The sequence below is a fragment of the Streptomyces auratus genome, assembly GCF_050433025.1.
In the GTDB taxonomy this organism is placed as follows: Bacteria; Actinomycetota; Actinomycetes; order Streptomycetales; family Streptomycetaceae; genus Streptomyces; species Streptomyces sioyaensis.
Genome location: NZ_JBNGCB010000001.1, coordinates 1,294,497 through 1,320,231 on the forward strand (window position 1 = coordinate 1,294,497; position 25,735 = coordinate 1,320,231).

The 25,735-nt window shown below is 69.4% G+C and carries 20 protein-coding genes and 4 pseudogenes; 11 read left to right on the forward strand and 13 right to left on the reverse strand.

Features of this window, described 5'->3' with window-relative positions:
• Nucleotides 1–32: 32 nt before the first annotated feature.
• Nucleotides 33–1,403, forward strand: a complete 1,371-nt coding sequence (locus tag BKA18_RS05445) for a VanZ family protein (RefSeq protein WP_366045176.1) — start codon at nucleotides 33–35, stop codon at nucleotides 1,401–1,403.
• A 25-nt stretch (nucleotides 1,404–1,428) separates the two neighbouring features.
• Here the strand turns inward: BKA18_RS05445 and BKA18_RS05450 are convergent, their stop codons facing one another.
• The gene (locus tag BKA18_RS05450; protein WP_366045177.1) at nucleotides 1,429–2,415 is read right to left on the reverse strand and encodes an IS481 family transposase; all 987 of its coding nucleotides are present in this window, start codon (nucleotides 2,413–2,415) and stop codon (nucleotides 1,429–1,431) included.
• Between the two features lie 86 nt (nucleotides 2,416–2,501).
• Nucleotides 2,502–2,867 (reverse strand): VOC family protein, encoded by a 366-nt coding sequence (locus BKA18_RS05455; protein ID WP_046929261.1) that lies wholly within the window; start codon nucleotides 2,865–2,867, stop codon nucleotides 2,502–2,504.
• Between the two features lie 96 nt (nucleotides 2,868–2,963).
• Here BKA18_RS05455 and BKA18_RS05460 point away from each other — a divergent pair, with 96 nt between their 5' ends.
• Nucleotides 2,964–3,929: a helix-turn-helix transcriptional regulator gene (locus tag BKA18_RS05460; protein ID WP_366045178.1), complete on the forward strand. Its 966-nt coding sequence runs from the start codon at nucleotides 2,964–2,966 to the stop codon at nucleotides 3,927–3,929.
• Between the two features lie 71 nt (nucleotides 3,930–4,000).
• Here BKA18_RS05460 and BKA18_RS05465 read toward each other — a convergent pair.
• Nucleotides 4,001–5,063 (reverse strand): annotated as a pseudogene (locus BKA18_RS05465) (IS630 family transposase).
• A gap of 525 nt (nucleotides 5,064–5,588) precedes the next feature.
• Between BKA18_RS05465 and BKA18_RS05470 the strand changes: the two are divergent.
• The 4 genes from BKA18_RS05470 (at nucleotide 5,589) to BKA18_RS05485 (ending at nucleotide 10,473) form a co-directional block, all read left to right on the forward strand.
• A complete protein-coding gene (locus tag BKA18_RS05470; protein WP_366045180.1) occupies nucleotides 5,589–6,698 on the forward strand; it encodes a hypothetical protein in 1,110 nt (369 codons plus the stop codon).
• A 359-nt stretch (nucleotides 6,699–7,057) separates the two neighbouring features.
• Entirely contained in the window at nucleotides 7,058–7,192 is a 135-nt protein-coding gene (locus BKA18_RS05475; protein ID WP_366045181.1) for a hypothetical protein, read from the forward strand.
• A gap of 195 nt (nucleotides 7,193–7,387) precedes the next feature.
• Nucleotides 7,388–8,260 (forward strand): S1 family peptidase, encoded by an 873-nt coding sequence (locus tag BKA18_RS05480; RefSeq protein WP_366045182.1) that lies wholly within the window; start codon nucleotides 7,388–7,390, stop codon nucleotides 8,258–8,260.
• A gap of 1,109 nt (nucleotides 8,261–9,369) precedes the next feature.
• Entirely contained in the window at nucleotides 9,370–10,473 is a 1,104-nt protein-coding gene (locus tag BKA18_RS05485) for a mannosyltransferase family protein (RefSeq protein ID WP_366045183.1), read from the forward strand.
• Nucleotides 10,474–10,671: 198 nt separating this feature from the next.
• On the opposite strand, the pseudogene BKA18_RS05490 reads toward BKA18_RS05485, so the two are convergent.
• Nucleotides 10,672–10,770: pseudogene (locus BKA18_RS05490) on the reverse strand (IclR family transcriptional regulator); the annotation flags it as partial.
• A 189-nt stretch (nucleotides 10,771–10,959) separates the two neighbouring features.
• On the opposite strand from BKA18_RS05490, the pseudogene BKA18_RS05495 reads away from it, so the two are divergent.
• The 5 genes and pseudogenes from BKA18_RS05495 to BKA18_RS05515 all read left to right on the forward strand — a co-directional run.
• Nucleotides 10,960–11,028: pseudogene (locus BKA18_RS05495) on the forward strand (VOC family protein); the annotation flags it as partial.
• 155 nt (nucleotides 11,029–11,183) lie between these two features.
• Nucleotides 11,184–11,765: a DUF5134 domain-containing protein gene (locus tag BKA18_RS05500; RefSeq protein WP_366045184.1), complete on the forward strand. Its 582-nt coding sequence runs from the start codon at nucleotides 11,184–11,186 to the stop codon at nucleotides 11,763–11,765.
• Between the two features lie 138 nt (nucleotides 11,766–11,903).
• Entirely contained in the window at nucleotides 11,904–12,839 is a 936-nt protein-coding gene (locus BKA18_RS05505) for a M56 family metallopeptidase (protein ID WP_366045185.1), read from the forward strand.
• Between the two features lie 42 nt (nucleotides 12,840–12,881).
• On the forward strand, nucleotides 12,882–13,622 hold the full coding sequence (locus BKA18_RS05510) for a phosphatase PAP2 family protein (RefSeq protein ID WP_366045186.1): 741 nt from the start codon (nucleotides 12,882–12,884) through the stop codon (nucleotides 13,620–13,622).
• Entirely contained in the window at nucleotides 13,610–14,317 is a 708-nt protein-coding gene (locus BKA18_RS05515) for an HAD family hydrolase (RefSeq protein ID WP_366045187.1), read from the forward strand. The genes BKA18_RS05510 and BKA18_RS05515 overlap by 13 nt, the downstream gene beginning before the upstream one ends.
• An 18-nt stretch (nucleotides 14,318–14,335) precedes the next feature.
• Here BKA18_RS05515 and BKA18_RS05520 read toward each other — a convergent pair.
• The 9 genes and pseudogenes from BKA18_RS05520 to BKA18_RS05560 all read right to left on the reverse strand — a co-directional run.
• Nucleotides 14,336–14,428, reverse strand: a pseudogene (locus tag BKA18_RS05520) (VOC family protein); the annotation flags it as partial.
• 60 nt (nucleotides 14,429–14,488) lie between these two features.
• The gene (locus BKA18_RS05525; RefSeq protein WP_366045188.1) at nucleotides 14,489–16,708 is read right to left on the reverse strand and encodes an NADP-dependent isocitrate dehydrogenase; all 2,220 of its coding nucleotides are present in this window, start codon (nucleotides 16,706–16,708) and stop codon (nucleotides 14,489–14,491) included.
• A 216-nt stretch (nucleotides 16,709–16,924) separates the two neighbouring features.
• A complete protein-coding gene (locus BKA18_RS05530) occupies nucleotides 16,925–17,464 on the reverse strand; it encodes an Rv1352/Rv1906c domain-containing protein (protein WP_366045189.1) in 540 nt (179 codons plus the stop codon).
• 147 nt (nucleotides 17,465–17,611) lie between these two features.
• Complete coding sequence (locus tag BKA18_RS05535; protein ID WP_366045190.1) at nucleotides 17,612–18,796, reverse strand: amidohydrolase family protein; 1,185 nt, start codon at nucleotides 18,794–18,796, stop codon at nucleotides 17,612–17,614.
• The gene (locus BKA18_RS05540) at nucleotides 18,771–19,904 is read right to left on the reverse strand and encodes an MAB_1171c family putative transporter (RefSeq protein ID WP_366045390.1); all 1,134 of its coding nucleotides are present in this window, start codon (nucleotides 19,902–19,904) and stop codon (nucleotides 18,771–18,773) included. The genes BKA18_RS05535 and BKA18_RS05540 overlap by 26 nt, the downstream gene beginning before the upstream one ends.
• A gap of 23 nt (nucleotides 19,905–19,927) precedes the next feature.
• Complete coding sequence (locus BKA18_RS05545; protein ID WP_006607369.1) at nucleotides 19,928–20,449, reverse strand: hypothetical protein; 522 nt, start codon at nucleotides 20,447–20,449, stop codon at nucleotides 19,928–19,930.
• A gap of 11 nt (nucleotides 20,450–20,460) precedes the next feature.
• Entirely contained in the window at nucleotides 20,461–20,931 is a 471-nt protein-coding gene (locus tag BKA18_RS05550) for a hypothetical protein (protein ID WP_366045191.1), read from the reverse strand.
• Nucleotides 20,932–21,264: 333 nt separating this feature from the next.
• Nucleotides 21,265–24,225, reverse strand: coding sequence for a helix-turn-helix transcriptional regulator (locus BKA18_RS05555; protein WP_366045192.1), 2,961 nt, complete (start codon nucleotides 24,223–24,225; stop codon nucleotides 21,265–21,267).
• A 298-nt stretch (nucleotides 24,226–24,523) separates the two neighbouring features.
• On the reverse strand, nucleotides 24,524–25,708 hold the full coding sequence (locus BKA18_RS05560) for an MFS transporter (RefSeq protein WP_366045193.1): 1,185 nt from the start codon (nucleotides 25,706–25,708) through the stop codon (nucleotides 24,524–24,526).
• Between the last annotated feature and the right edge of the window lie 27 nt (nucleotides 25,709–25,735).

Sequence of the window (25,735 nt, forward strand, 5' to 3'; positions counted from 1 at the left end):
GTTCATCTGCTGCGGCCTGCGGGGCGCCCGGCATGAACGCGATCTACCTGCTGCCCATCGGTACAGCCGCGCTGATCTTCCCCGCACTGGCCTTCGTGACGTTCGTGCCGACGGCCATCGTTCTCTACCGGCGGCACGGCATCATGACCCGCTGGCGGGTGCTGTCCCTCTACGGCGGCGTGTACTACGCGCTCACCGCCTTCTGTATGACGATCGTGCCCCTCCCCAAGCCCTCCGGGGACGTGTGCAAGGCATACCCGTCCTTCGCCCGCCCCCAGCTCACCCCCGGCGTCGCCCTCTCCGACATCTGGAAGGAGTCCCACCACCACGCCACCCTCAGCGCCCTGATCGTGCACAACCCTGCCTTCTGGCAGACCGTGTTCAACCTGTTCCTCTTGCTGCCGCTGGGGGCTTTCGTCCGCATCCATTTCCGTCGCGGCTTCCCCGCCGCCACGGCAGCCGGCTTCACCGCCTCGCTGTTCTTCGAACTCACCCAGTACACCGGGCTCTGGGGCCTCTACGACTGCCCCTACCGCCTCTTCGCCGTCGACGACCTCATCGTCAACACTGCCGGCGCCGCCCTCGGCTGGGCCGTCGCCGGACCGCTCGCCCGGGTGCTGCCCGAGCTGGACGCCCTGGACGACCGCGCGCTCACCCCGCTCGCCGCCGGCAAGGTCCCCTTCGGCCGCCGACTCGTCGCACTCCTCCTGGACGCGACCGGCGTCACCGTACTGAGCTGGATCATCGCGGTCATCGCCTACTTCGGGCCCGGCGCTGAGGCAATGTTGTTCGCGCCACCGTTCGCCTTCGCACTGTGGTTCGTCGCCTTCCCCTGGCTGACCGGCGCAACCCCGGGCAAACACGTACTGCTGCTGCGACTGGTCACACCGGATGGCAAGCGACCGAACCCCGCACGGCTAGCGCTACGCGCCCTGCTCCTGAGCCCGCCCCTGGTACTCACCTGCCTCGCCACAGGTGTGCTCCTGGCTACTGTCGCCGACCCCTCCGTACCGATCCAGCTCGCCGACGAGGTCGTCTTCCGGAACCTCTCGGCAGCCCCGGCGTCGGGATTCGTCCTGCTGCTGCCCCCAGCCGCCTGCCTGACTCTGATCGGCGCATACGTGGCCGCCGTCCGCCGCCACCCCCAGGGCCTGGGCCCACACGAAGCCCGCTCCGGCGTCCGCAATCACGCCTGCCCCCACACACGAGCACGCAAGCCCGTCAACCCACCCAACCCAGTCGCCCCGGCCAGCCCGGTCGCCTCACCCGCGTCACGGCCGATGGCGGAGCCCGGCGACCCCCAGACGACCTGGTGGCCATCTGCACCCCTTCACCCCGCACCGCCCCCTGGCAACGGTGTGATGACGCAAGAACCGCCAGATCAGCCGTACTCCCGTGCGTGAGCGGGCGGCCCGACACCAGCCGCCACTAGATGTACTGACCGGGCACGTTGATCAATCGTGAGAATGGCGGCTGGTTGCCGCACGCGGTGTGGGGCCGGTGGTGGTTGTACTGGTGGAGCCAACCGGCCAGTGCGTCGCGTCGTTCTTGCTCGCTGGTGTAGCAGCGGGCGTAGGCCCAGCCATCGGCCATGGTGCGGTGGAAGCGCTCGACCTTCCCGTTCGTCTGCGGGCGGTAAGGGCGCGTGAACTTCGAGGTGATCGAAAGCGCTTCGCAGTTGTCGCGCCACAGGTACGAGCGGTACGCGCCGCCGTTGTCCGACAGGGCCCTCTCAATGGTGACGCCACGGTCAGCGAACCAGTCGACAGCCCGGTGCAGGAAGCCGACGGCGGTGACGGCTGTTTCGTCGTCGTGGACCTCGGTGTAGGCGACGCGGGAGTGGTCGTCGATGACGGTGTGCACGAATGCGTATCCGACCTTCGGGCCGCCGTAGGCGTTGCGTGACTTGCTCTGCGTCGCGGCGCGGTGCTTCTCGCCTTGGTGGCGGCCGACGTAACGCCAGTCGCCACCGTCGGGGATGTTCCCGAGCTTCTTCACGTCCACGTGCACCAGTGATCCGGGATGGTCGTGCTCATACCGGCGGACGGGCTCACCGGTCTCACGGTCGACGTAGGCGAGTCGGTTCAGGCGGGCCGATCGCAGGATTCGATGCACTGTCGACGGGGCGATATTGAGTCGCGCAGCGAGCTGGACCGGCCCTTCCCGCAGACGTAGTCGCAGGCTGACGCACCTCTTCGTCACGGTCTTGGGTGTCTTGGCCGGAGAGCTCCGCGGTCGTGAGGATCGGTCCTGCATGGACTCGCCTGCGAGGTAGCGATCGACCCAGCGCTTCACGGTCGGCCAGGACACCTGGAAGCGGGCCGCGACTTCGCTGATTGGCCAGCCGTCGTCAGCGACGAGTCGAGCGACTTTCAGCCGGTGGCGCGGGGTGAGGGCCGCGTTCGAATGCGACATTTCTGAGCTCCTAGACAGGCTGAAGGCCGGCCATGGTGTGTGGCCGGCCCTTCAGCTTGGAGATATGCGGGGAGGGATAGTGCAGGTCAGTCGACCGGGGAGACTCGGATGAGGTTGCCGTCAGGGTCCGTAATCACGAACGTGCGGCCGAAGACAGCATCATGCGGCTCCTGCACAACGTGGACCCCCTTCGAGGCCCACCTCGTGAAGATCTCGTCAATCGCCTGCGATGGCCCCGGCACCATGAGTCCGATCTCTGTCGTACGAGGGAGGCTCGGGACCGCGTGCTCGCTGTAGCCCGTCCACAGTGCGAACAGGACACCGGGGGCAGCTTCGAAGGCTACGTAGTGGGGACTGGTGAAGGTCGGTTCGATCTCGAACAGGTCGCTGTAGAAGGCGGTGGCGGCCTCGGCGTCGCGGACGCCGATCAGGAACAGGTTCGGTGCGGGCATGGAGTGCTCCTCAACTCGTTGATTACTCGGTCCAGCACCCAGCGGATCACCCAATCGCGACGGAACCTGTCACCTTTTCTGAGAACATGGGTAAGCATGAAGGCTTCAAGGCTCCTGCATCTCCTGCTGCTCCTGCAGACCCGTCAGCGGCTCACTACCACGGAGCTCGCCGCGCGTCTTGAGGTGTCCCGGCGGACTGTGCTGCGGGACGTCGAGGCGCTATCGACAGCGGGCGTGCCCGTCTATGCCGAACGTGGGCGGAACGGCGGGATCGTCCTGCTCCCCAGTGCACGGCTCAACGCATCCCATCTGGAACCACCAGAACTGGAGGCCCTATCCGTGGCCGGCTTGGACAGCGCACTACGTGAGCGAATGGGCCTAACTGCGGTGTGGGAGTCGGCCGAGCGCAAGATCGCCGCCCGCCAGGCTGCAGCACCTGAGTCGCCGAGCCCGCTGCGGCTGGCTGACCTTGTGCTTGTCGACAGCACCCCGTGGTTTGCTGCCCCCGAGGCAGCGGTCGAAGTATCGGATCTGGCCTCGACCCTGCGACACCGGCGACGCCTTCGAATCCTGTACCGGCGCAGCGCCGAGAGCCAGGCCTCGACACGGGTGGTCGACCCGTACGGGATCGTGGCGAAATCAGGTCGCTGGTATCTCGTCGCCGATGACCAGGGCGACAGCCGGCTGCTCGCTCTGGAACGACTGTCGGCCTTCGAACAGCTAGACGCACCAGCCGTGCTCCAACCAGGCGAAACCCTCCGCACCAGATGGGCCGTGTTGAAGAAACGCACTGAGGAGCAAGATCGCGTGAGCGTGACCATCCGCCTGCCGGAAAAGGGTCTCGACCTGGCGCGGCGCATCCTCGGCACCCGCATCCACCGTGTCTCCGACGCGGAAAAAGGCTCGTGCGTCGTCGTCGTGCGCTACCCCGACATCGAGTCGGTGCGTCAGCTTCTTCAGTTCGGCGACCACATCGAGGTGCTCAACCCTGAGACGGCCCGCGCACGCATCAGTCAGCTCGCCAGGGACCTGGCTGACAGACACTCAACCCCCGCATCATGATTGCCGATCACGTCCCCTGTTCTCAATCAACGTGCCCGGTCAGTACAACTAGAGATCTTCAATGGCTGAGGTTACGGCGGTTGGAAGTCGAGGCCGGTCTTGACGATGAGACCTTCGATGAGGCCGGGGCGGTACTGTTTGAGCCGGGTCTTCACCAGCGCGGTGAGCTGGTCGAGGCTGTGTTTGGTGAGGTTGGCCAGGGACCGTTTCAGGTGCGACCACACGCCTTCGACCGGGTTGAACTCGGGCGCGTATGGCGGGAATTGGTAGACGGTCAGCCATAATCGGGCATCGATCAGTTCGCGCATGGTGCGGCTGACGTGCGTGTTCAAATTGTCCCAGACCAGGACGATGGGGCCGCCGAGCTGCTGGTGTGCGGCGTCGAGCAGGCGGGCGTAGTCGGTCTCGGTGAAGCCCTTGCGCCGGCCTTTCGCGGGGCCGCGGTCGAGGTGGATGCGGTAGATCAGCCGGGACCGGTGGCCGGACTTGATGCAGATCAGCGCGGCCATGGACACCCGCTTGGTGCCCGCGGCGGTGACGCGCACGACCGGTGTGTGGCGCCGTCGGCCCCAGGTACGGCCTTTGGGCGGCCTCAGCCCTGCCCGGCTTCGTCCTCGAAGCAGAGCCAGGCGCCCAGGTCCGCCGCCGTCTTTTTATGACGGGCCACTGCTCGTCCTTCCAGGTGGCGATCTTCTCCTCGTCGCGCTCGGTGGCCTTGCGGGACGGGACCTGCACGCTCCAGCCGATGCGGTGCAGCAGCAGGTCCATCCCGGCGAGCGTGTACTCGACGCCGAAGCGGCGTCGCACCACCTCGGCGATCCTCGCCAGGGTCCAGCGCTGGTCGATCCAGCCCGCAGCGGCCGGACCGGCATCCAACACGGCTTGCGGCACACGTAGTTGACCTGCATCGAGCTTGCAGCGGGCGCCGCCGGGCCCCTTGGAAACCAGAGCCTGCCGACCACCCGTGACCAACGCTCGCCGCCAGCGGTTCGCCGACATACGGGTCAGCCTGAACCGCCGGGCCACCTCCCGATCACTGGCACCTGCCTCGATCAGATCGGCGGCCGCCAACCGGACCCGCTCACGCCGCACCCGCTCCTCAGCCGTCAGCCCTCCGCCATCGGGATACTTCATCGCTCCGGCATAGCGCGGCCCACGACAGCCGTCACGACCCCACGTAACCCACACCCTTAAAGATCTCTAGTGCAACGAAGCGCACTGCGCCGCTCCTCCCGGCGCCTCCGACACCAGGCATACCGCGCCGCTGATCTCGACGGGGCAGCCGTGGGGCTGACCGCCGCGGTGGGGTATGGCTGCGCCGTCGTGGGGCTGAGATCGTCAACGCCCTGGGCATGCTGCCCCACTCTGATCGCGGTCACCGGCGCCCTCGCCGCACCGCTGTCGGCTGCGCCTCGACCCCCGTAGGTCCTTCGGAGTCAGCGGCACCGGGGGCCTTCCTTTGGGCAAAGGTCCACTTCTTCCTTTGGGTAGAGGCGTGGTGTTCCGCGAGGCATACCGACGCGCCGTGGCTCCGTCCTTAGACAGAGCGCTGATCCGGTCCCTGAGAGTGACGGATCCAGCCACCGGCATGACCACGATGGAGGGGACTCCAGCATCCCCCTCCAGGAGGTTCCCATGTCGCAGGTTTCAGGAGCATCCATGTCGCAGGCAGTCCCCACCCCCTCAGTCCCCCAGGGCACGACCACTCCCGTCATCACCCCCGACCACAAGACACCGCGCCGTAAGAGCAGTGTGGTGGCCGCAGCACTGGCCACCGCGTTCCTCACCAGCATCTCCCTGATCGGCGGCCAGACCCCAGCCTTCGCCGACGACGGTCAGGCGAAGGTCGCCGAAGGAACCTACGCGACCGATCAAGAAGTCATGGACGCGATGGCGAAGACCGATCCGGTCAACAACTGGGAATCCTCCTGGGGTTACCCGACGGGGTTGGAGCAGGACGACAAGGGCAACGTCAAGGTCATCAACTCGGAGGACGCGACGAACGCGTACGCCTCCCGCAAGGAGGACGGCACCACCCTGGAGAACGCCCAGGAGAGCGCCGAACATGCCGTCAAGGACGCCCAGGATCAGGCGAAGAAGTACGCGGACGATACGAGCCACGACTCGGCGCTGCGGGAGAGCGCCCGACATCTGGTCGACGGCTGGTCCGGTACGACCAAGCCCGCCGGCACCGAACTCCGGCAGAACACCAACGACGACGCGCTGCCCAGCGGGCAGCACGCCAAGGACTACTGCAACATGGCCAGCCAGGACTCAAAGAGCTCTGCCGGGCAGGCGCCGCCGTGCATGTTCGTCGGGTATGTCACTGAGAAGTACCCGCAGCGGGGTGCCAGCGGCGGCCTCATGGGCGCGGGCACGGTCAAGCACAACGTCTCGTTGTCTGTCGCGGACGAGAAGAGCACGACCAACGGCTGGCAGGCGGGCGGCAAGATCACAGCCAAGATTGGTGACGGCGAATCTGAGGCCGGGGGCGAGGCCAACTTCACCTACAGCTCCAGCTCCACCTCCACCACCAAGGTCCAGAGCTCCCACGGAACGGACATCCAGTTCGACGTGCCGCAAGGCAAGAAGGGCTACCTGGAGGGCCGGGCCAACGGCGCCACCTACACCGGGTACATCGTCGTCCGCGACATCGACACCAGCAACCAACAGGAGCACCTCATAGCCATTCCCGCACGGGCCTACGTCCAGGAACCGGGCATGAACAGTCCGGTCACCTGGGTCGAGCGAGTCAAGGACGCGTCGTAGCGGGCCCTCAGCCGGTGCGGGGTGCAGGCGGCCCCAGCCAGCGGGAGGGGGCCGTAGGCCGGTCGACCGCGGTCGACCGGCCTACCGCGCCTTCGGGCTCTTGTCCGCTTCGCCCTCGCCCGCCCGCGGACGGCTTCCCACCCAGCGCAGTGCCGCCGGCGTCTGCCTTCCGGCAGAGGGCGATCCTCCGCACGTCGCAGGAACCCGGCACAGGTGGAACCGATAACCGACGGTATGTCTCCCCAAGCGCCGCCAGCTTTCGCAGCCCAAGCCCCGCGCGGGGCCCGTTCGCCGGGCCCGGAGAAGGGGCGTGGCAGCTGTGGCGGGCTGCGGGTGAGGCCTTCCTCGCCCAGCTGCTGGTGCTGCTCACGTATGTGGCGCTGGACTGGTACCGGGGGGATCCGTCGCTGCTCGGGATGACGCTCGGCGGCGGGGCCATGGTGGTGCTGGCGCTCGCCGGGATCGGGCTGGTGGTGCTGCGGCGCAGACGTTGAATTGCGTGCCCGATGAAAAGTGAAGTTCGAAGTTGTGCAGCGTCGAGCCAGATCGAAGGGAGTGTCACCCTCGGCCCAATACCGCATCCAATCTTACGCAGGTTGGGATCCTCCGTGACTGATCAGGTGCTCCTTGAGCGTGCGCACCCTTTGCGACCCGTTGAATCAATTCCCGCCGAAATGGAGACAACCCGCATGACAGTTCTTCCCTCTCGTCGTGGCGTCCACCGCACAGCCGCCGCCGTGTTGGCTGCTGGAGCCTCCCTGGCCCTGGTCGCCGCGGCCGCTCCGACGGGCCGGGCCGGGCAGTCGGTCCTGTCCGGTGACAGTTCCACGCCCAGCGTCAGCATTATTGGTGGCCAGGAGGTGCCCAATGACAAGTACCCCTTCATGGTCGCCCTGCTGAAGAAGGGCTCGGGCAGCGCCCGCAAGCGTCAGTTTTGCGGCGGCAGCCTCACCAGTCAACACACCGTCATGACAGCTGCGCACTGCATCAAGGGTTTGGGTGCCAAGGACTTCGAAGCCGTCGTCGGCCGCACCGACCTATCCGACTCCCAGCAGGGCCAGATCCGCAACGTCCGCAGCGTCGTCGTGCATGCCCGGTACGCCAAGGGCGACCGCGCCTATGACCAGGCCTTCGTCGAACTCGCCAAGCCGGTCACCGGCATTCGACCCGTCAAGTTCCCGACCATCGGCACCGACGCGCTGATCCGCCCCGGTGCCAAGGCCATCGCCCTCGGCTGGGGCAACACTGATCCGTTCATGCCGCACACCCCTGACCGGCTGCGCGAGGTGCACGTCCCGATCCTCTCGCAGGACGAGTGCAAGGCGAGTCACGACAGGCCCTGGGACAGCTATAACTCTCAGGTCAACATCTGCGCCGGCGTCGCGGGTAAGAACTCCTGCCAGGTCGACAGCGGCGGCCCGCTCTTGCGCAAGGTTCCCGGCCGACAGTATCCGATCCAGATCGGCATCGTCGCGGGCGGCAGCAGCTGCTCCGCCCAGGGCGCACCAGGCGTCTACACCTACATCGGCTCGACCAAGCTGTGGGACACGCTGGACGAGTAGTCCGCCGAGGGCAAGAAGCTGAAGGCGCTTCGCAGATGCATGTCGCACGGGCTGTCACGCCGCCTGGCCGGCAAAGCGTCCAGACTCCGCCCATCCTGCGTTGGCCTCCTCGGATATCAGCCTACGGCCGGGCGGCACCTCGTCCCGGCGCCCACCGCACTACCCCCACGATTCAGCGCTGGCCGACATTGCGGCCGGTGACCGACTGACAGGAGACCGTGTGTCAGCACAACTTCGGACCGACCTCACTCATGTTCGGCGCCAGGGCAGCTTGGTGGGGATTACGTGCTCCCGCCAGGGCGGGCAGGCTGCCAGGCAGTACTACGGTACGGCCACGACCCACCTGGTCCGGGGCGCTCTCGCCCACCATCTGGCCAGCGTGTACAACGACGAGGCATCTGGTGCGTGACTCGCAAGAGCCGCCGGCCTCTTGGCTCAAGGACGCCGCATCTCGCGGTCGGAGTCGGGTCACCCCAGTTTCCGTTGCCGTCATCACCGGTCGAGGGAACCGGGCGCGGCGCCGCTGGATCACCGTTCGTCTCGTTGCTGCCTGTCTGGCCGTCACCGCCGGTCTGCTCCCCTTCGGGATAAGGGAAACCAACCTTCCCGCGGGTGGGCCTTCGGGTTCACCTGGCCTGTCTCCGACGCCCTCACCTTCACCGGGTCTTTCACCCCGCCCCCCCACCGGAAGACAGCGCACCGGAACGGGCCCATCGCCATTCCGAAGCCGCGTTCCCGCCTCTCGCGGTGGAGACGACTCCGGGGGCTGAGAGCAGGCCCGGCCCTCTTCGCTGGCGCCGTCCGCCCCGGGCGTCCGCTGACGCTGATCCGCCACCCCTACCTCGCACCGACGCCGTCTGCCGCACGGCCAAGCAACGTGCCCGTATCCCCCAATCCCCACTCAGGAGCCCCGTATGAGCATGGGTGCACCGCAGCAAGGCCCGCCGTCGCGGTCTGCCCCCGAGGTCACTTCGTTCTGTAGGCAGCGCGACCGGAGACGGCTGGACTCCGAGGTATCGCGGTCGGCCTCCGGCGTCAGACGCCGACGCCACTGCTGCCTCCCCCTCCTCCACATTCTCCTGGCCCGACTCAGCGCCTCCGACCGAGCGGTGCTGCGCCTGTATCTCCTCACCAAGGCCGGTGTGTGGATCAGCGCTTTTTGCAGCGCGTGGCTTTTCACCGGCGACGGAGACTCCCGCGTTGCCCCGTCCCTCATCTCCCGCTGGACGCAGTGGGACTGGGTGTTCTTTCGACGGATAGCTGAGCAGGGGTACTTCAGCGACACATCAGCGACGTCTGTCGCTGGCGGGGACAATCGCGAAGCCTTCTTCCCCGGACTACCTCTCCTCTTGCGCGCTGTCCATATGGTCGTTGGGAATTGGACGGTTTCGGGACTATTGATCTCTTTCGTTGCAGGAGCGGTTGCCGTTCTGGCGCTGGCCCGGCTCGCCCAATTCCACAGCGACGACAGCAGCATGGGGAAACACGCCGTCCTCTTTCTGCTGCTTTCCCCGTGCGCTGTCTTTCTCACCGCGGGATACACCGAAGCCCTGTTTCTCTCCTGTGCCTTGCCCGCGTGGCTGTCGGCAAAGCGAGGGAACTGGCCGCTAGCTGCGACGCTGGCGACCGAGTGCACAACCGTCAGGGTCAGCGGTCTTTTTGTGTCCGCGGCACTTGTAGTGGAATTCCTTCTAGCCAGGGATGGCCGTCGCCGCTGGTCCAGATCACCGTGGCTCCTGCTCCCCGCCGTACCAGCCCTCAGCTACACCTGGTACCTGCACATGCGCACCGGCGACTGGCTCGCGTGGAAGCACGCACAGGAGCGCGGCTGGTACCGAGAATTCCACGCACCATGGGACGCCTGGCTCCACACATGGGACTCCGCGTTCGGTCACCTTCATCCAACTGGCTACGGCCTGATGTTCCAGGCGGAACTTGCCGCGATGGTTGTGGGGTTGGTGGTCCTCAGCCTGCTGATGTGGCATCGGCGCTGGCCGGAGGCAACGTACATGGCGCTCTCCCTGTGGGCGCTGGGTACTTCCTATTGGTACACGTCCATTCCCAGAGCGACGCTCCTGTGGTGGCCCCTGTGGATCGGCCTGGCGCGTTGGAGCCTGAAACGCCCCAGAGTCAGCGAGGCGTATATATGCGTCGTCGCACCTCTGATGATCATCTTCACGGTGGCCTTCACATCGGGACGTTGGGCCGGCTGAAGGACCGCTTCGGAGGAGTTATGCCGGACCGATAACGGTGGGCGATCTTGCTTCGCTGAATCCCTCACACCGAGTCAGGCGCGACTGCAAGGCAAACACTGTTTGTAGGCTCAGACATCTGCGATCGTGGAGAGACTCACGCCCTGAGACCGCTCGGTCACGCAAGGAGTATGCGCTTTTAAGTTGGAAGCCAGCAGGCCTGTGCACGATGCCAGGGGCAGCAAGGGAACCGTCCCCGTCGAGAAACAGCTCGAGAATGTCCAGCGCGCGAGTCACTGCAGGCACAAGGCGCCCCACGACGCCCCCCACCCTTGTTCGAAATTTCATCACCTCGACGAATCTACGAACAGAATACCGCCATGCCGACTGGCGCCCCAGCCTCGGCCTCACACGGTTCGCCACCGCCACCGTTACAGAGAGCGCTTTGATGTCATGTGTTGCCATACGCACACTATGTCCTTAATTGCTGCTTCCTTTCGGTTCGGAGACCCGGACGGCCACCGGATCGTGCTGACGCAGGTCCCGGCGGACCATCCGCTGCGCTACCGCCCCTGAGGCCCGTCCGGCGGATCGGGGCCGGACGGTCCGCGGCCCAGGACGACGTACCTACCCCGGTACCCGCGCCCCCCGTGCGTCCGTGCGCTCCCGTGTACGGGGCACCGGGCGGGAATCCTGCCCCCGTTGCGTACGGGTGCGAGGGGAGGTGCTCGGTGCACGGACCACCGTGGGTCGGCTGGCCGCTGGTGCTGCTGTGTGCCGCGGCCGGCGCGTACTGCCTGGTGCGGTCGCGTACCGGCCCGGCCGCCGAGCGGGGTGTGGCGCGCGGTGAGGGGCTGATGGCGCTGGGGATGGCGGCGATGGCGTGGCCCGCCGCGGCGCCCCCGGTGTGGTCGCCGTGGCTGTTCACCGCGGTGTGCGGGGCGGCGGGGCTGTGGGCGCTGGCCCGGCGCCATCTGCATCATGCGGTGGGCGCGGGGGCCATGGCGTACATGGCGCTCGCGATGGAGCTGCCCCCCGGGCAGTGGGGTCCGGCCGGGCACCCGGACGGGATGGGCCGGACGGCCGGGATGAGCGCGATGGGGCACCCGGCGCCGGGCGGAGTGCCGTTGCTGACCGGGCTGTTGCTCGTCTACTTCACGGTGTACGTGATCGCGGCGGGCGTCCGGCTGGCGCCGGCGGCGGTGACCACGGTGCCGGACGGGCCGGCGGCGGACGCCGGGCCGCCCGGAGTGCTGCGGGCCTGCCGGGTGGCAATGGGGATCGGCATGCTGGCGATGCTGCTGGCGCTGTGAACTGCGACGATGCCTGCCGCCACGAGGGTGCGCAGGCCGCGCGCCGGTCCGTGGTTCACACCCGTTGCGCGGGTGGCATACGTCACTTCCGGCTCGCGCCCGTACCAACGGGTAGGCGCCCGCTCATAGGCTGACGCCATGATGGTCCCCCTCGCGCTGATGATTCTCGGCGTGCTGGCCGCGGCAATGGCGCCGCGACTGATGGCCCGTTCCGACTGGCCCGACCGTGAGCCGGTGCTCGCGCTGTGGGTGTGGCAGTGCGTCGTCGCCGGTGTCCTGCTGTGCGCTCTGCTCGCGATGTCGCTGAGCGCGGCCGCCGCCTGGGAGTCCGTCCGCAGCCCGGTGTTCGGATTCGCCCCGCATGTGGTCGTCGAGGCGTATGCGCTCAACAGGTACGGGCCCTGGGCCGGGGCGCTGGCCCTCCTGCTGGCGGGCGGCGGCGCCTGGACCGCCGTCACGTTGGCCCGTGAGGTGCGGGCGGCGCGCGCCCGCCGCCGGCAGCGCCGCGCCGAACTCCTGCGCCGCTCGCCGCTGCTGCCCGGTGAGGAGCCGGCCGGGGAGCGTCTGGTCGTCCTGGAGGGGGACCGCCCGGAGGCCTGGTGGTTGCAGCAGTCCTCGCCCCAACTGGTCATCACCACTTCGGCGTTGCGGCGCCTGAGGGGCCGTCAGCTCGATGCGCTGATCGCCCACGAGCAGGGCCATGCGCGGGCCCGGCACGACCTCCTGCTGCACTGCGCCTCGGCGCTGGCCGTCGGCTTTCCGCAGATCCCGGTCTTCGCCGCGTTCCGCGATCAGGTGCACCGGCTGGTCGAGCTGGCCGCCGACGATGTGGCCTCGCGCCGCTTCGGCCGGCTGACGATCGCCCTGGCGCTGGTCGAGCTCAACGAGGACCGCGGCGTGTTCGGCCCGTGCCCGGCCCAACTGGCCCAGGTGCCGGAGCGGGTGGACCGGCTGCTGTCCCCCGCGCCCCGTTTCACCCCCGGCCGACGGCTGCGGATGACGGCGGTGGCCGCGCTGGTGCCGGCGGTGCCGCTGCTGGTGACCTTCATTCCCGGGCTGCGCGCACTGACGTAGGGAGTGTCGCCCCCGGCGCCCGGTGTGGGTGAGGATCGTCCCATGCCTACCACGCCGCCTCCCGCTGCCCGGACGTCCGCCGTGGACGGCGAGCGCCGCGCCGCATCCGTCCCGCCGCGCCCCGCTGCCGCCGCCCTGCTGTGCACGGTCCTCTTCGGCCTGCTGCTCACCCTCGTCGTGCTGCGCTGGGACCCGCTGATCTCCCTGGACACGGATCTGGCCGGGGCGCTGCACCGTACGGCCGTCGCCGCGCCCGGCTGGACCCACCGCAACCGGGTGCTCAGCGACTGGGTGTGGGACCCGTGGACGATGCGGGCGGTGCTGGCGGTGGCGGTCTGTCTGCTGCTTCGGCGTGGGGAGCGGCTGCTCGCCGCCTGGGTGGCGGCCACCTCGCTGGTGGGTACCGGCCTCCAGCAGGCGGTGAAGGCGCTGGTCGGCAGGGAACGCCCCGTCTGGCCGGACCCGGTGGACTCCGCGGGCTATGCCGCCTTCCCTTCGGGGCACGCACTGTCCGCGATGGTCGCGGGCGTCCTGGTGCTGTGGCTGCTGCGGCTGCACGGAATGCCGCGGCGGTGGCAGTGGGCGGCCCGGGCGGTGGTTGCGGTCTCGGTCGTCGGCGTCGGCTTCACCCGGGTGTTCCTGGGGGTGCACTGGCCGTCGGATGTCGTCGGGGGCTGGCTGCTGGGCGGCGCCCTGGTGGCGGGGTCGGTGGCGGCGTACCACGCGTATCCGGCCGGGCGGGATCGACCCGGCTGCGCGCACGAGTCAGGATGGCGGTCATGACGACGATCAAAGGTGTGCTCTTCGACTTCTCCGGGACCCTGCTGCACATCGAGCCCGCCGAGTCCTGGCTGCGCGCGGCGCTGACCGCGTCCGGCACGGCCATGGACGAGGCCGAGCTCGCCCGCCGGGCGGCCGCACTGGAACGGGCCGGTGCGCTGCCCGGCGGCGCACCGCCCGTCGAGATCCCTGCCGCTCTGGCCGGGCAGTGGGAGATCCGCGACCGCGACGCCCGCCTCCATCGCGCGGTGTACACCGCACTGGCCCGCCAAGTTCCGCTCCCCGCACCGGAGTTGTACGACGCGCTCTATGAGCGCCACAAGACCGCGGAGGCCTGGCGGCCCTACCCCGATGCCGCCGAGGTGCTGGCGGAGCTGCACCGGCGCGGCATCCGGATCGGCGTCCTGAGCAACATCGGCTGGGACCTGCGGCCGGTGCTGCGCGCCCACGGCCTGGATCGCTACGTCGAGACCTGCGTGCTGTCCTGTGAGCACGGCCTCCAGAAGCCCGATCCGCAGCTCTTCGCCCTCGCCTGCCGGGAGTTGGGGCTCGCCCCGTCCGACGTCCTGATGGTGGGCGACGACCGTACGGCGGACGGCGGCGCCACGGCGGTGGGCTGCGCCTTCCTGCCGGTGGAGCATCTGCCGGCGGACGGGCGCCCGGACGGTCTGCGGCCGGTGCTGGACCTGGTGGGCTGAGGCCTCGGTACGACGGGGTCAGTCCGCCGCCCGCAGCGCCGGCCACTCCTGGAGCTCGACGAGGTTCCCCTCGGGGTCCTTGAGATGGGCGACCCGCATCCGGTCCGTCATCCGGAACCGCCCCGGCCGGCGGGTGCCGGCCGGGGCGGAAGGGCCTTTTGCGGATTCGCGTCAGCTCAGGGTCGCGAGGGCCTGGTTGAAGGTGGCCGACGGGCGCATGACCGCCGAGGCCTTCGCTACGGCGGGCTGGTAGTAGCCGCCGATGTCGGCCGGCGAGCCCTGCACCGCGATCAGCTCGTCGACGATGGCCTGCTCCTGCTCGGACAGCGTCTTGGCGAGCGCCGCGAACGCCTCCGCGAGCTGGGTGTCGTCGGTCTGCTTGGCCAGCTCCTGAGCCCAGTAGAGCGCCAGGTAGAAGTGGCTGCCGCGGTTGTCGATGCCACCGAGCTTGCGGCTGGGCGACTTGTTCTCGTTGAGGAAGGTGCCGGTGGCGCGGTCGAGGGTGTCGGCGAGCACCTGGGCGCGCGCGTTGCCCGTCTTCTGCGCGAGGTGCTCGAAGCTGACCGCGAGGGCGAGGAACTCACCCAGGCTGTCCCAGCGCAGGTAGTTCTCCTTGACCAGCTGCTGGACGTGCTTGGGCGCGGAGCCGCCGGCACCGGTCTCGAACAGGCCACCGCCGTTCATCAGCGGGACGACGGAGAGCATCTTGGCGCTGGTGCCCAGCTCCAGGATCGGGAACAGGTCGGTCAGGTAGTCGCGGAGCACGTTGCCGGTGACCGAGATCGTGTTCTCGCCGCGGCGGATGCGGTCGAGGGAGAACTTGATCGCGTGGACCGGCGCCATGATCTCGATCTGCAGGCCGTCGGTGTCGTGCTCGGCGAGGTAGGTCTTGACCTTCTTGATCAGCTGCGCGTCGTGGGCGCGGTCCTCGTCGAGCCAGAACACGGCCGGGTCGCCGGTCGCCCGGGCGCGGGTGACGGCGAGCTTGACCCAGTCACGGATCGGCAGGTCCTTGGTCTGGCACATACGGAAGATGTCGCCGGCGCCCACGGCCTGCTCCAGCACGACGTTGCCGGCCTCGTCGAGGACCCGCACGGTGCCCGTGGCGGGGATCTCGAAGGTCTTGTCGTGGCTGCCGTACTCCTCGGCCTTCTGCGCCATCAGGCCGACGTTCGGCACCGAGCCCATCGTCGACGGGTCGTAGGCGCCGTTGGCACGGCAGTCGTCGATGACGACCTGGTAGATACCGGCGTAGCTGCTGTCGGGGAGCACCGCGAGGGTGTCGGCCTCCTCGCCGTCCGGGCCCCACATGTGGCCGGAGGTACGGATCATGGCCGGCATGGAGGCGTCGACGATGACATCGCTCGGCACGTGCAGGTTGGTGATGCCGCGGTCGGAGTCGACCATGGCGAGCTCCGGGCCCTCGGCGAGCTCGGCGTCGAAGGACGCCTTGATCTCGGCACCGTTGGGCAGCGACTCCAGGCCCTTGTAGATGCCGCCGAGGCCGTCGTTCGGGGTCAGGCCCGCGGCGGCGAGCGACTCGCCGTACTGGGCGAAGGTCTTCGGGAAGAAGGCGCGGACCACGTGGCCGAAGATGATCGGGTCGGAGACCTTCATCATCGTGGCCTTGAGGTGCACCGAGAACAGCACGCCCTCGGCCTTGGCGCGGGCGACCTGCGCGGTGAGGAACTCGCGCAGCGCGGCCACGCGCATCACGGACGCGTCGACGACCTCGCCCGCGAGGACCGGTACCGACTCGCGCAGCACGGTGGTGCTGCCGTCGTCCCCGGACAGCTCGATGCGCAGGGAGCCGGCGTCGGCGATGACCGCGGACTTCTCGGTGGAGCGGAAGTCGTCGGTGTCCATGTGCACGACGTTCGTCTTCGAACCGGACGTCCAGGCGCCCATCCGGTGCGGGTGCGCCTTGGCGTAGTTCTTCACCGACGCGGGGGCGCGGCGGTCGGAGTTGCCCTCGCGCAGGACCGGGTTGACGGCGCTGCCCTTGATCTTGTCGTAACGGGCGCGGATGTCCCGCTCCTCGTCGGTCTTCGGGTCGTCCGGGTAGGCCGGGAGCGCGTAGCCCTGCTCCTGGAGCTCGGCGATGGCCGCCTTGAGCTGCGGAATCGAGGCCGAGATGTTCGGCAGCTTGATGATGTTCGCCGCGGGAGTCTTGGCCAGCTCACCGAGCTCGGCGAGGGCGTCGTCGATCCGCTGGCCCTCCTCCAGGTACTCGGGGAAGCTCGCGATGATGCGACCGGCCAGGGAGATGTCACGGGTCTCCACGCTGACGCCGGCCGTCGAGGCGTATGCCTGGATCACCGGCAAGAACGAATACGTCGCCAGGGCCGGGGCCTCGTCAGTGTGGGTGTAGATGATGGTCGAGTCAGTCACCGGGTGCTCCGCTCCACGTCTGCAACATTGCTCGACATCAAGATATCTCGTGGGCGGCTCCCGCTCGACATGGCCCCGCCACGGGCAAATCCGGAGGAATCCATTCCGAACGGTTTCGGCCGGTCTATTTCGTTTTCCGTTCGGCCGGCCTGGGCATCGGATCCGAGCGCGCCTGCTGATGGGCCCCCGGAAACCGCCCACCAGCACGGCAACCACTCAGCCCACCTTCGTCCACCGCCGGCAGCCGTCGGTCTCGAAGGTCTCGCCCTTGGTGACGGTGACGCGGGCCGGGCCCCGGGGTGTGCCGTTGGCGATGATGCTGCCCATCTCACCGCTGGAGTCCTTCGCGCGTGCCCAGTAACACAGCGGAGTGTCGGACGCGGCGGGGCCACTGGTCCGGTACGTACCGGCCGCGATGTCCTCCCCCACCAGATAGCTGCCCCGGCCGACCGTGGTGCCGGGCCCCGCGGCGGCCGCCTTGCCGGCCGCCTTCTCCGGTTCCCCCACCGAGGCCTGGACCGGCTTGGCGGTGAAGGTGACCGCCACCGTGGGGGCCGGCTGCGCCGCGGACTTCCTGCCGTTGCCGCCGTCACCTCCGACGACCGCGCCGAGCCCGATGACGGTGCACGCACACACCGCCCCCACTGCGATCTTGAGTGCGGCATGCCCCTTCCGCGGCGGCTGCCCGGCCGGCGGGATGACGAAGGAGTGGGGCTGCCGACCGAAGGACGCGGGCTGCTGTTGTGAGTGCGACATGAACAATCCCCCAGCATCTGTGATGGTGTGGTGAAGACCGCTCAATGCCGTTGAAGGTTGTACGGAAATCCCGGAGGGCCCTTCGCCCTGGGTACGTGCCCCAGGAGGACGGGCCCTCCCCCCCGGCGCTCGGGCCGGGCCGGCCCCTCAGACGCTCTCGTGGCGACCGTTCACCAAGACGTGTCGGACGCGGCGGAGGGCGGCCAGTTCGTGCAGCGGGTTGCCGTCGACGACGAGGAGGTCGGCGCGCAGGCCGGGACGCAGGGCGCCGGTGTCGGTCAGCCCCAGGGCGCGGGCGGCGTTGGCGGTGGCCATCTCGAGAATGTCGGCAGGGGTGAAGTCCAGGGAGGCGAAGAATTCGAGCATGCCGACGTAGTCGCCGAACCGCGCTCCCGGCACACCGGCGTCGGTGCCGGCGATGAACCGGACACCGGCCTCCCGCATGTCGCGGATGACCCTGGACATCGACTCGGCGCGGTCGGGGCCGAGTTGCTGGAGGAACAGCCGCCAGTCCCCGGAGATACAGCGGCAGACGGCGATGTCGTTCTCGATGATGCGGCGGGTGACCTCCGGGTCGTAGGTGACGCCGTCGGCGGTGCGCCAGGAACAGTGCTCAAGGGTCCGGACGCCGGCTTCGACGCAGTCGGCGATGGCGGCGGTGCCGTGGGCGTGTGCCGCCACCTCCAGGCCGTGGCGAGCGGCCTCTTCGACGATCAGGCGCAGTTGGGCGCGGGTGAACTGCGACTCCCACATCCGCGGGCCGCCGGGGGTGAGGGCGCCGCCGGAGGCCATCACCTTGATCAGGTCGGCTCCGGCCGCCGCGTTGCGGGCGATCTGCCGGCGGATGTCGTCGTCGGTGGTGACTCCCCCGCCGAGAAATCCACAGTGGCCACCGGGCAGGGTCAGGGGTGCGGTCGCGGCGAGAATGCGCGGCCCGGCCGTCTTCCCGGACGCGATGGACGCACGCAGCGCAATGGTGAGCGCGTCGCGGTCGCCGAGGTCCCGTACGGTCGTCACCCCGGCGGCCAGCAGCTGTCCGGCGCGGTCCGCCATGGCGGCGGCGAGCTCGTCCGGAGCGGCCTCGGCCACCGCGCGCACCGGGTCCGGGCCCGCGTCGAAGGCGAGGTGGACATGGCAGTCGATCAGCCCGGGCAGCACCGTGGCCCCCGGGCACCGCAGGCGCCGCACGCCCGGATCCACCGTCGCCGCCAGCTCGGCCGCGGTACCGACAGCGGTGATCACGCCGGCGTCGACGAGTACGGCGCCGTCGCGGATCTCCTGGTCCGCATGTCCGGTGAGGACCAGGTCAGCGGTTATCAGTACCTTGTTCACGGTGTCCTTTCGCATAAGCACGGGAGACGGCGACGAGTTCGCGGGCTTCGGCGCCCAGGTCATTGCCGGAAGGAGAGGCGATACGGGTGGCGGAAAAGGCCGTATCGGGGTCCTCGGTGACCGGCTTCAGCGCGAGCGCCTCGGCGATGTGCCGGGCGAGTTGATCGGCCGGGCCGCGGGCGAGATCGGCCTCAGGAGCGACGCGTGCCAAATAGGGGCTCAGCCGCACCAGTCCGTCGCGGCATTCGATGAGCCGGCGGTAGAAGCGCTCATGGGTGCGGCGGAGCCGGAAGCGACGCCACCTGGACCCACTCGGCTCGACGTTCAGGACGAGTTCCGGATAGGCCGTGGCGAGGGCGGTCCACAAGGGGGTGAGCTCGCGGTACATACGGCGGTGGTACACAACGGACCGGAGATGCGCGGCTACTTGCATACCCGCGGAATAGGTCAACCCCAGCAGGACGATGCCCAGTGCCCAGTCGGTCATCGACCAGTTCACGGTGTTGAACGCCTGATGCCCCCCGGGAGCGTCGATGCGCAGAAAGACCCAGACGACCCGGTTGACCGAGGTGATCGCCAGCACGAACAGGCCGAGCGCCAAGACCCGCAGGCCGAGCGCCAGGTGCCGGGTCGCCAGGCGCGCATAGCGCAACGCCCAGAGCGCCGGGGTGAGATAGGCGTAGACGAAATAGGCGTTGCCGATGAGGTAGAACGCGGCGATGGTCGGCTGTGCCATGTCCGCAGTGGTCAAGGTGTGGCCGCGCAGCGCCGGCGGCGTCGCGATCATGTCGATGACCAGGGCGGTCAGGACAGCGGCGAGCAGGCCCGCATGGAGCCGGACCCGGCGCCGACGGGCCCTGTCCGGGCCGGGCAGGGAGAAGAGGAAGACCAGGATGAGCGCGCCGAGGCCGGACATGTAGACCGCGTTGAACGCGACCTTTCCGACTCCGAGGGCCGTGGCGGAATCGACCGCGAGCGTGACGCCGGGAAAGCTGAGGATTTGCCCGGCAGCCAGCAGGAGCAGGCAGGCGACCAGAAGGCGCAGCACCCGGTCCCGTGGCGCGCTGGTCAGATCGACGATCTTCCATATCGCCCCGACGATCAGCATGAGGGTCACTGGCTGCTGGAAGATTACGTCCACCCCCAGCGGGGGTTCAGCGCGGAACGAAGGGGGCCGAGCGCGGAATCCTCGGGGGTGCGTGGGGTGGCGTAGTCGATGACCACCGCCCATTCCTGGATGATGGTCGCGACCAGTTCGGCCTCGCGTTCATAGTCCTCGGTGTAGCAGGTGCGGCGAAAACCCCGGGGGACCTCATCGCGGGGGTAATCCGGACCGAGATCCGGCAGTTCTTCGTCCGAACCGCCGTCGTCCTGGTGGTCGGCGAGGATATGGCCGATCTCGTGCAGGATGATGTGGTCCTGATGTACGCGGGTCGTTTCCTCTTGGTAGAAAATGCACTCCTCATGCGGCCGGGACATCCACACCCCGAACGGGCCGGGTATCGGCAGCGCCCAGGGAATCAACCGTATGGGTTTTCCCCGGAGTTCACCGAGCCGCCGGCATAACTCGTACACCTCCAGCGGAGGCTGGATGTCGAGTTGTCGCAGCAGATGCTTGCAAGAGCGGCGGAGTTCGCGTTCGCGTACGGCCACGGCGTCCTTTCTCACGCCCCGGCGCCGGAGCCGGGGGTCCCGTCCTCATCGAATGTCTCGATCATCTTGAGCAGTTGCTCGCGCATCGCCGGCGTCATCGCGCCCGCCCTCATCGCGATCTTCCGCACCTGATGACCGGCGAGCCGTTCGCGCAACAGAGCGTCCTCGGGGTCCTCTTGAGCGACCAGGCACTGGACCGTGATCGGGCGCGACTCCGGCTCGCGGTGGTCGTCGAAGAACTTCGCCAGCCCCTCCAGGACGCTGAGCGTGGGGTTGGTGTGCGACCCGTTGCGCAGCATGGCCAGATAACTCCGCGACAGCGTCGCCGGGTGCGAGGGATCGGCGGTCACCGCCTTGGCCACTTCGGCAGTGGAGTACTCCCGCTGCCGGCCATGGGCATCGGTCCACCGCACCCTGGCGAACAATGCGTTCAGCCGCTCGGCCAGCGACGTCCCGCTGCCGCGGCCAGCTTCTCCCACCATGCCCACGCTCCCCGGCCGGACCCGCCCGTCATCCCCTGTGTCAGCCACTGTGTAGTAGCTGATTGGCCACTACACAAGACTACTTGACCCTCCAGTCCACAAAGTGCCAATATATTGGACGCTTCGCGCATGACGCCGGCTGGCGCAGGAACACGCCCTCTCCGCAGGCCCGTTGGAGACCGTGCTTCCCACGACAGCCCGTCGCGCACGAGACCGGTGACGAAGTGCGGGCGTGTCCCGCCCCTCCCGCTCGCAGCCCTGGGAGGCCGTACGCCGGCACCCGCGATCCGGTGGAGGACGTGGCCCGGGCCGTCACAGGGGAACGGCTCGCGCTCACATCCCTCCGCCGGATCCTTGCGCGCCGAGGCTCCCGCTGCCGTTGCCGAGCGCGGCGACGAGCTGGGAGCGCCCGTCGATGTGCAGCTTCCGGTAGGCACGGGTGAGGTGGGTCTCCACGGTCCGCAGGGACACGAAGAGGCGTTGCGCGATCTGCTTGTTGCTGTAGCCCTGGGCGGCCAGCGCGGTGACCCGCTCCTCGCTGACCGTCAGGTTGCCACCGGGGTGCGCCATACGCGTGGTGGACCGGCCGCCCGCGTCGTGCAGCCTCTTCTGCAGGCGCTGGGCGAGCGACGTGGCCCCGCACGCGGTGGCGATCTCCAGTCCGCGGCGTACGGCGGTCCGCGCACCGGCCTTGTCGTCGCGCTGCATCAGCGCACGCCCGTACGCATGCAGAGCGCGGGCGTGCTCAAGACGGGCGGGGGTGCGTTCCAGCGTGCTCACGGCCTCGGCCAGCAGGGCGAGCCCTCTCGGCCCGTCCGTCATCGCGCCCTGGGCGAGCAGCGCCACTCCCAGGGCGCGTGGGATCGCACAGCGCCTCGCGAGGTCGAGCTCCTCCTCCAGGAGCGCGTGTGCGTCGCGGCGGCGGCCCAGCGCCAGTTGGAGGATGGCGGCGCGGGACCGCCAGGGGGCGATCGCCGGGCTGAGGGCGCCGGCCGTCGCGAGGTGGTGGCCGCACTCCCGCAGCAGCGACAGGCCGCCGTAGAGGTCGCCCCGGGCGGTGCGCAGCGCCGACAGGCTCATCAGGAAGCGGCTCCACTCCCAGGAGACGTCGGCCGGGTCGGTGCCGGAGTGCCGGGCCGCGAGGGTCTCGGCCATCTCCAGATCGCCCTGCTCCACAAGGGCGTCGATCCTGATCGTGTCCAACGACAGCCAGTACGGTGGCTCGCCGTTCGGCCACGGTCCCTCGGCCGCCGCTCGGGCCGTGGCGGCCGCCTCCCCGATGTCCCCCCTCGCCAACAGGATGCTCGCCTTGTAGACGAGCAGGGACGCGGACAGCAGGTCGAGGCGCCGTGCCCTGGTCTCCCGCAGCAGATGTCCGCAGAACTGCTCGGCCCGGTCGAGCTGGTCCAGATGGAGCAGGGAGCGGGCCACGCAGTAGTGCAGCGGGAACAGGTCGAGGGAGAACATGGGCAGATTGACACCGGCGCGGTTGATCAGCTCGATGGCCTCCCCGGCCGGCTTGCCCGCCCGCAGGGCGTCGAACGCCCGGATGCCCAGCAGTTGCCGTTCCCCCGGCGTGCTGCCCGTCAGTTCCTCGTCGAAGCGCAGGCTCGGCTGTTCCGACGCGCTCCGCAACGAGGGCCGCTCGAACTCCAGCCACCAGCGCAGCGCCTCCTTGCGCAGCCGCCGCTCGCGGGCGCTCGGCGCGGAAGCCGCCGGCGTGGACAGTTCGGCGGTCAGGCTGGCCAGCCCCACGGCAAGCCCGCGGTGGTCCCGGGACAGGAGGGAGGAGTACGTGATCACGCCGACGGCTTTCGTACGGAGCGAGGCGTCGTTCAGCCCCTCCAGCGCCGCCGCCGCGTAAGACACCGCGAGGGCCGGGTCGTAGTGGCTGGCGGCGGTGGCGAGTTGCAGGAGGACCTGGGCCTGTTCCTCCGGCGTGATCGGCTGGTGCACCGCGTGGCGCAGATACGTCACGGCGGTCTCGGCGGCGCCCCTGCGTACGGCCTCTTCGGCGGCCCGGCGCAGGACGGCCACCGCCCAGCCGCCCTGGACCGGACCGGCGGCCAGCAGGTGTGCGGCCACTTCCTCGTCGGGCCGCCCGCCCAGGTGGAGCACCCGTGCCGCCCTGGCATGGGCCTCGCCCACCTCCTGGGGGGACCACTGGGCCCGCACGGTGTCCCGGACGACGGGGTGCACGAAGCACAGGTCCTCGCCGGCGCGCAGCAGGCCGAGGGCGTGCAGCTCCGCCGCAGCGCACCGGATCACGGCCTCGCCCTTGCCGCAGTAGGCCGCCAGCAGCTCCGGCGGCCGGCGGTCGCCCAGAATGGCCAGCCCACGGGCGAGTGCGGCGGTGTCCTCGGACCCCTGGCAGAGCCGGTCCCGGATCTCTCGCTGCAGCGTGTGCAGACCGAAGGTCTTGATGCTTTCGCGTCCCTTGCTGTCCGGCCGTACGCCGCTGCGCCGGGCATCGCACAGCAGGGCCCGCAGAAAGAGCGGGTGGCCGTCGGTGGCGGCGTGGCAGGTGGCGGCGAAGGACGGATCCACGGGCCGGGTGTCGAACACCTCCGCCACCAGGCGTTCCACGCTTCCCGGTGCGAGCGGTTCCAGGGGGACGGTGCGGCATATCGACGGGTGGGCCAGCTCGTTGAACAGCGCCTCGGGCGCGGGCCGTTCGCCCGTGCGCGTGGTGACGGCCAGCAGAACGGGGTGGGCGTCCGCCTGGTGCACCAGGCCCGCGAGCCACCGCAGCGACGGCGGGTCGATCGACTGCACGTCGTCGATCGCCAGCGCCAACGGCCGGCGGCGCGAGAGGCGGAAGGCGAGGTGGTTCAAGCTCCGTATCGTCTCGGCCCCGTCGGCGCGGGCGCCGGGTGCTCGGTGCGGGCGGTCCTCCAGGCAGAGCATGCGCATGACCGAGTCGGCGGCGCCGTGCAACGGATGCCCGTGCTCGATGCCGGGGTCGGCGGCCAGCAGCGAACGCAGCAGCCGCCGGACCGTCCCGAAGGCGAAATCACGCTCCAGCGCGTGGCCATGTGCCCGCAGCACCAGGAAGTCGGGGAGCCCGTCGAGCCAGTGGTGCAACAGGGCCGTCTTGCCGATGCCGGCGTCCCCGTCGAGCTGTACGACCCGCAGCCCCCCGTTGCGGACTTCCCCGGCCACCGCATGCAGCGCCGTCAGCTCGGCGGCACGTCCCACGAAGGGCCAAGCGGCCTGCTCGGATGCACGGTCCTGCGGCGGTTCGGCGCGCCGCGGGAGAGCCGGATCCGTCGTGTCGCGTCGGCGCCTGTCCATCCGGTGCTCACCTTCTGTCGCTCGCTGTGTCAGACGCTTGCTTGCGTAAGCAGGTTGCACATGCGGCAGCGCAGATCGGTTTTCGGCGAGTCACCGCCCTGTTCGGCGAGGTTGAGCCCTTATGTGTCGTGGTACGGGCGGCCCGGTGTCGTGGTGGTGCGGCCTACGTGTCGTGGTCCTGGACGGTCACGGGGTGTGACGGAGTACGGCAGCGTGGTGTGCCATGTGACGGAGAACAACGCCCCTTTCGTTGGATCGTGCGGTCGCCGGCGGCTGAACCAGGTGGGGAACTCCCGGGCTAGCGCGGGCCGGAAGTCGTGCTCCGGGCCCGCAGGATGCCGGCCGTGCCCGCCGCGAGGAGACAGCACGCAGCCGGCACGAAGAACGTGAGGTTGAGGGGGGCGAAGCGGGTCAGCTGCCCGATCACGGCCGGCCCGGCGAGCATGCCCAGGTAGCCGAGGCCGGCGACGCGGGAGACGTTGGCCCCGGTGGCGGCGCGGTCGGCGTGACCTGCCGCGCTGAAGAGCTGCGGGACGCAACCGGCCAGCCCGGCCCCGAACACGGTCCAGCCGAGCAGGGCCGGCGGGACCGAGCGGGACAACGCCACCACCGTCACGGCCACCGCGGCCGTCGACGCTCCGTACCGCAGGACCGCCACCGGTCCCCAGCGCGCGACCACGCGGTCGGCGAGCAGGCGGCCGACCGTCATGGCGGTCGCGAACGCCCCGTAGGCAAGAGCGGCGGTGGAAGCGGGCGCGTCGAGGACGTCGCGCAGATGCAGCACGCTCCAGTCGTAGGCGACACCCTCGGACAACATCAGGGCCAGCGCCAGGGCGGCAAGCGTCCAGATGCGCCGTGGTGTGCGGCGGTGCGTCCCCGCGGCGGCCGCCGGCCCTTCGTCGGTGCCGGCACGCTCGGGCGCGAGCAGCGCGGGGGCGGCCAGTACGGCGATCGCGAGGCCGACGACGGCCGTCGCGCCGAGGGCCGCCACAGGGCTCCAGCCCCAGCCGAGAGCGCCGGCGCCCAGCAGCGCGGCGAGGACGCCGCCGACGGAAAAGGTGGCGTGGAAGGCGGACATCACCGGACGTCGGCATCCGCGCTCGACCTGGACGGCGTGCGCATTCATGCCGACGTCCAGGCAGCCGTTGCCGAAGCCGAGCACCAGCAGCGCCGCCCCCAGCGTCCAGGCGCCGGTGGCCAGCCCCGGCAGAATCAGCGCCGCGCTGCACAGCGCGGCGCCGCTCGGTACGACGGTGCGCGGACCGAGGCGATCGGTGAGCCGGCCGGCGACCTGCATGCCCGTGAAGGCTCCCCCGCCCAGCAGCAGAAGGAGCCAGCCGAGGACGGCATGACCGATGCCGGTGCGCTGCTCGACGACGGGGATGTGGACGACCCACATTCCCATCAGGAATCCGTTCAGCGCGAAATAGCCGAAGGTGGCCAGCCGGGCGGCGCGCAGCCGCCGTTCCCCGCCGAGAGACATGAAGCTGCAACTCCTTGGTTCCGATGG

Bases quoted from the DNA above. Each gene is read 5' to 3' on its own strand.
- BKA18_RS05445 (WP_366045176.1), top strand. From the start codon at position 33: ATGAACGCGATCTACCTGCTGCCCATCGGTACAGCCGCGCTGATCTTC.
- BKA18_RS05450 (WP_366045177.1), bottom strand. From the start codon at position 2,415: ATGTCGCATTCGAACGCGGCCCTCACCCCGCGCCACCGGCTGAAAGTC.
- BKA18_RS05455 (WP_046929261.1), bottom strand. From the start codon at position 2,867: ATGCCCGCACCGAACCTGTTCCTGATCGGCGTCCGCGACGCCGAGGCC.
- BKA18_RS05460 (WP_366045178.1), top strand. From the start codon at position 2,964: ATGAAGGCTTCAAGGCTCCTGCATCTCCTGCTGCTCCTGCAGACCCGT.
- BKA18_RS05470 (WP_366045180.1), top strand. From the start codon at position 5,589: ATGTCGCAGGCAGTCCCCACCCCCTCAGTCCCCCAGGGCACGACCACT.
- BKA18_RS05480 (WP_366045182.1), top strand. From the start codon at position 7,388: ATGACAGTTCTTCCCTCTCGTCGTGGCGTCCACCGCACAGCCGCCGCC.
- BKA18_RS05505 (WP_366045185.1), top strand. From the start codon at position 11,904: ATGATGGTCCCCCTCGCGCTGATGATTCTCGGCGTGCTGGCCGCGGCA.
- BKA18_RS05510 (WP_366045186.1), top strand. From the start codon at position 12,882: ATGCCTACCACGCCGCCTCCCGCTGCCCGGACGTCCGCCGTGGACGGC.
- BKA18_RS05515 (WP_366045187.1), top strand. From the start codon at position 13,610: ATGGCGGTCATGACGACGATCAAAGGTGTGCTCTTCGACTTCTCCGGG.
- BKA18_RS05530 (WP_366045189.1), bottom strand. From the start codon at position 17,464: ATGTCGCACTCACAACAGCAGCCCGCGTCCTTCGGTCGGCAGCCCCAC.
- BKA18_RS05540 (WP_366045390.1), bottom strand. From the start codon at position 19,904: ATGCTGATCGTCGGGGCGATATGGAAGATCGTCGATCTGACCAGCGCG.
- BKA18_RS05550 (WP_366045191.1), bottom strand. From the start codon at position 20,931: ATGGTGGGAGAAGCTGGCCGCGGCAGCGGGACGTCGCTGGCCGAGCGG.
- BKA18_RS05555 (WP_366045192.1), bottom strand. From the start codon at position 24,225: ATGGACAGGCGCCGACGCGACACGACGGATCCGGCTCTCCCGCGGCGC.
- BKA18_RS05560 (WP_366045193.1), bottom strand. From the start codon at position 25,708: ATGTCTCTCGGCGGGGAACGGCGGCTGCGCGCCGCCCGGCTGGCCACC.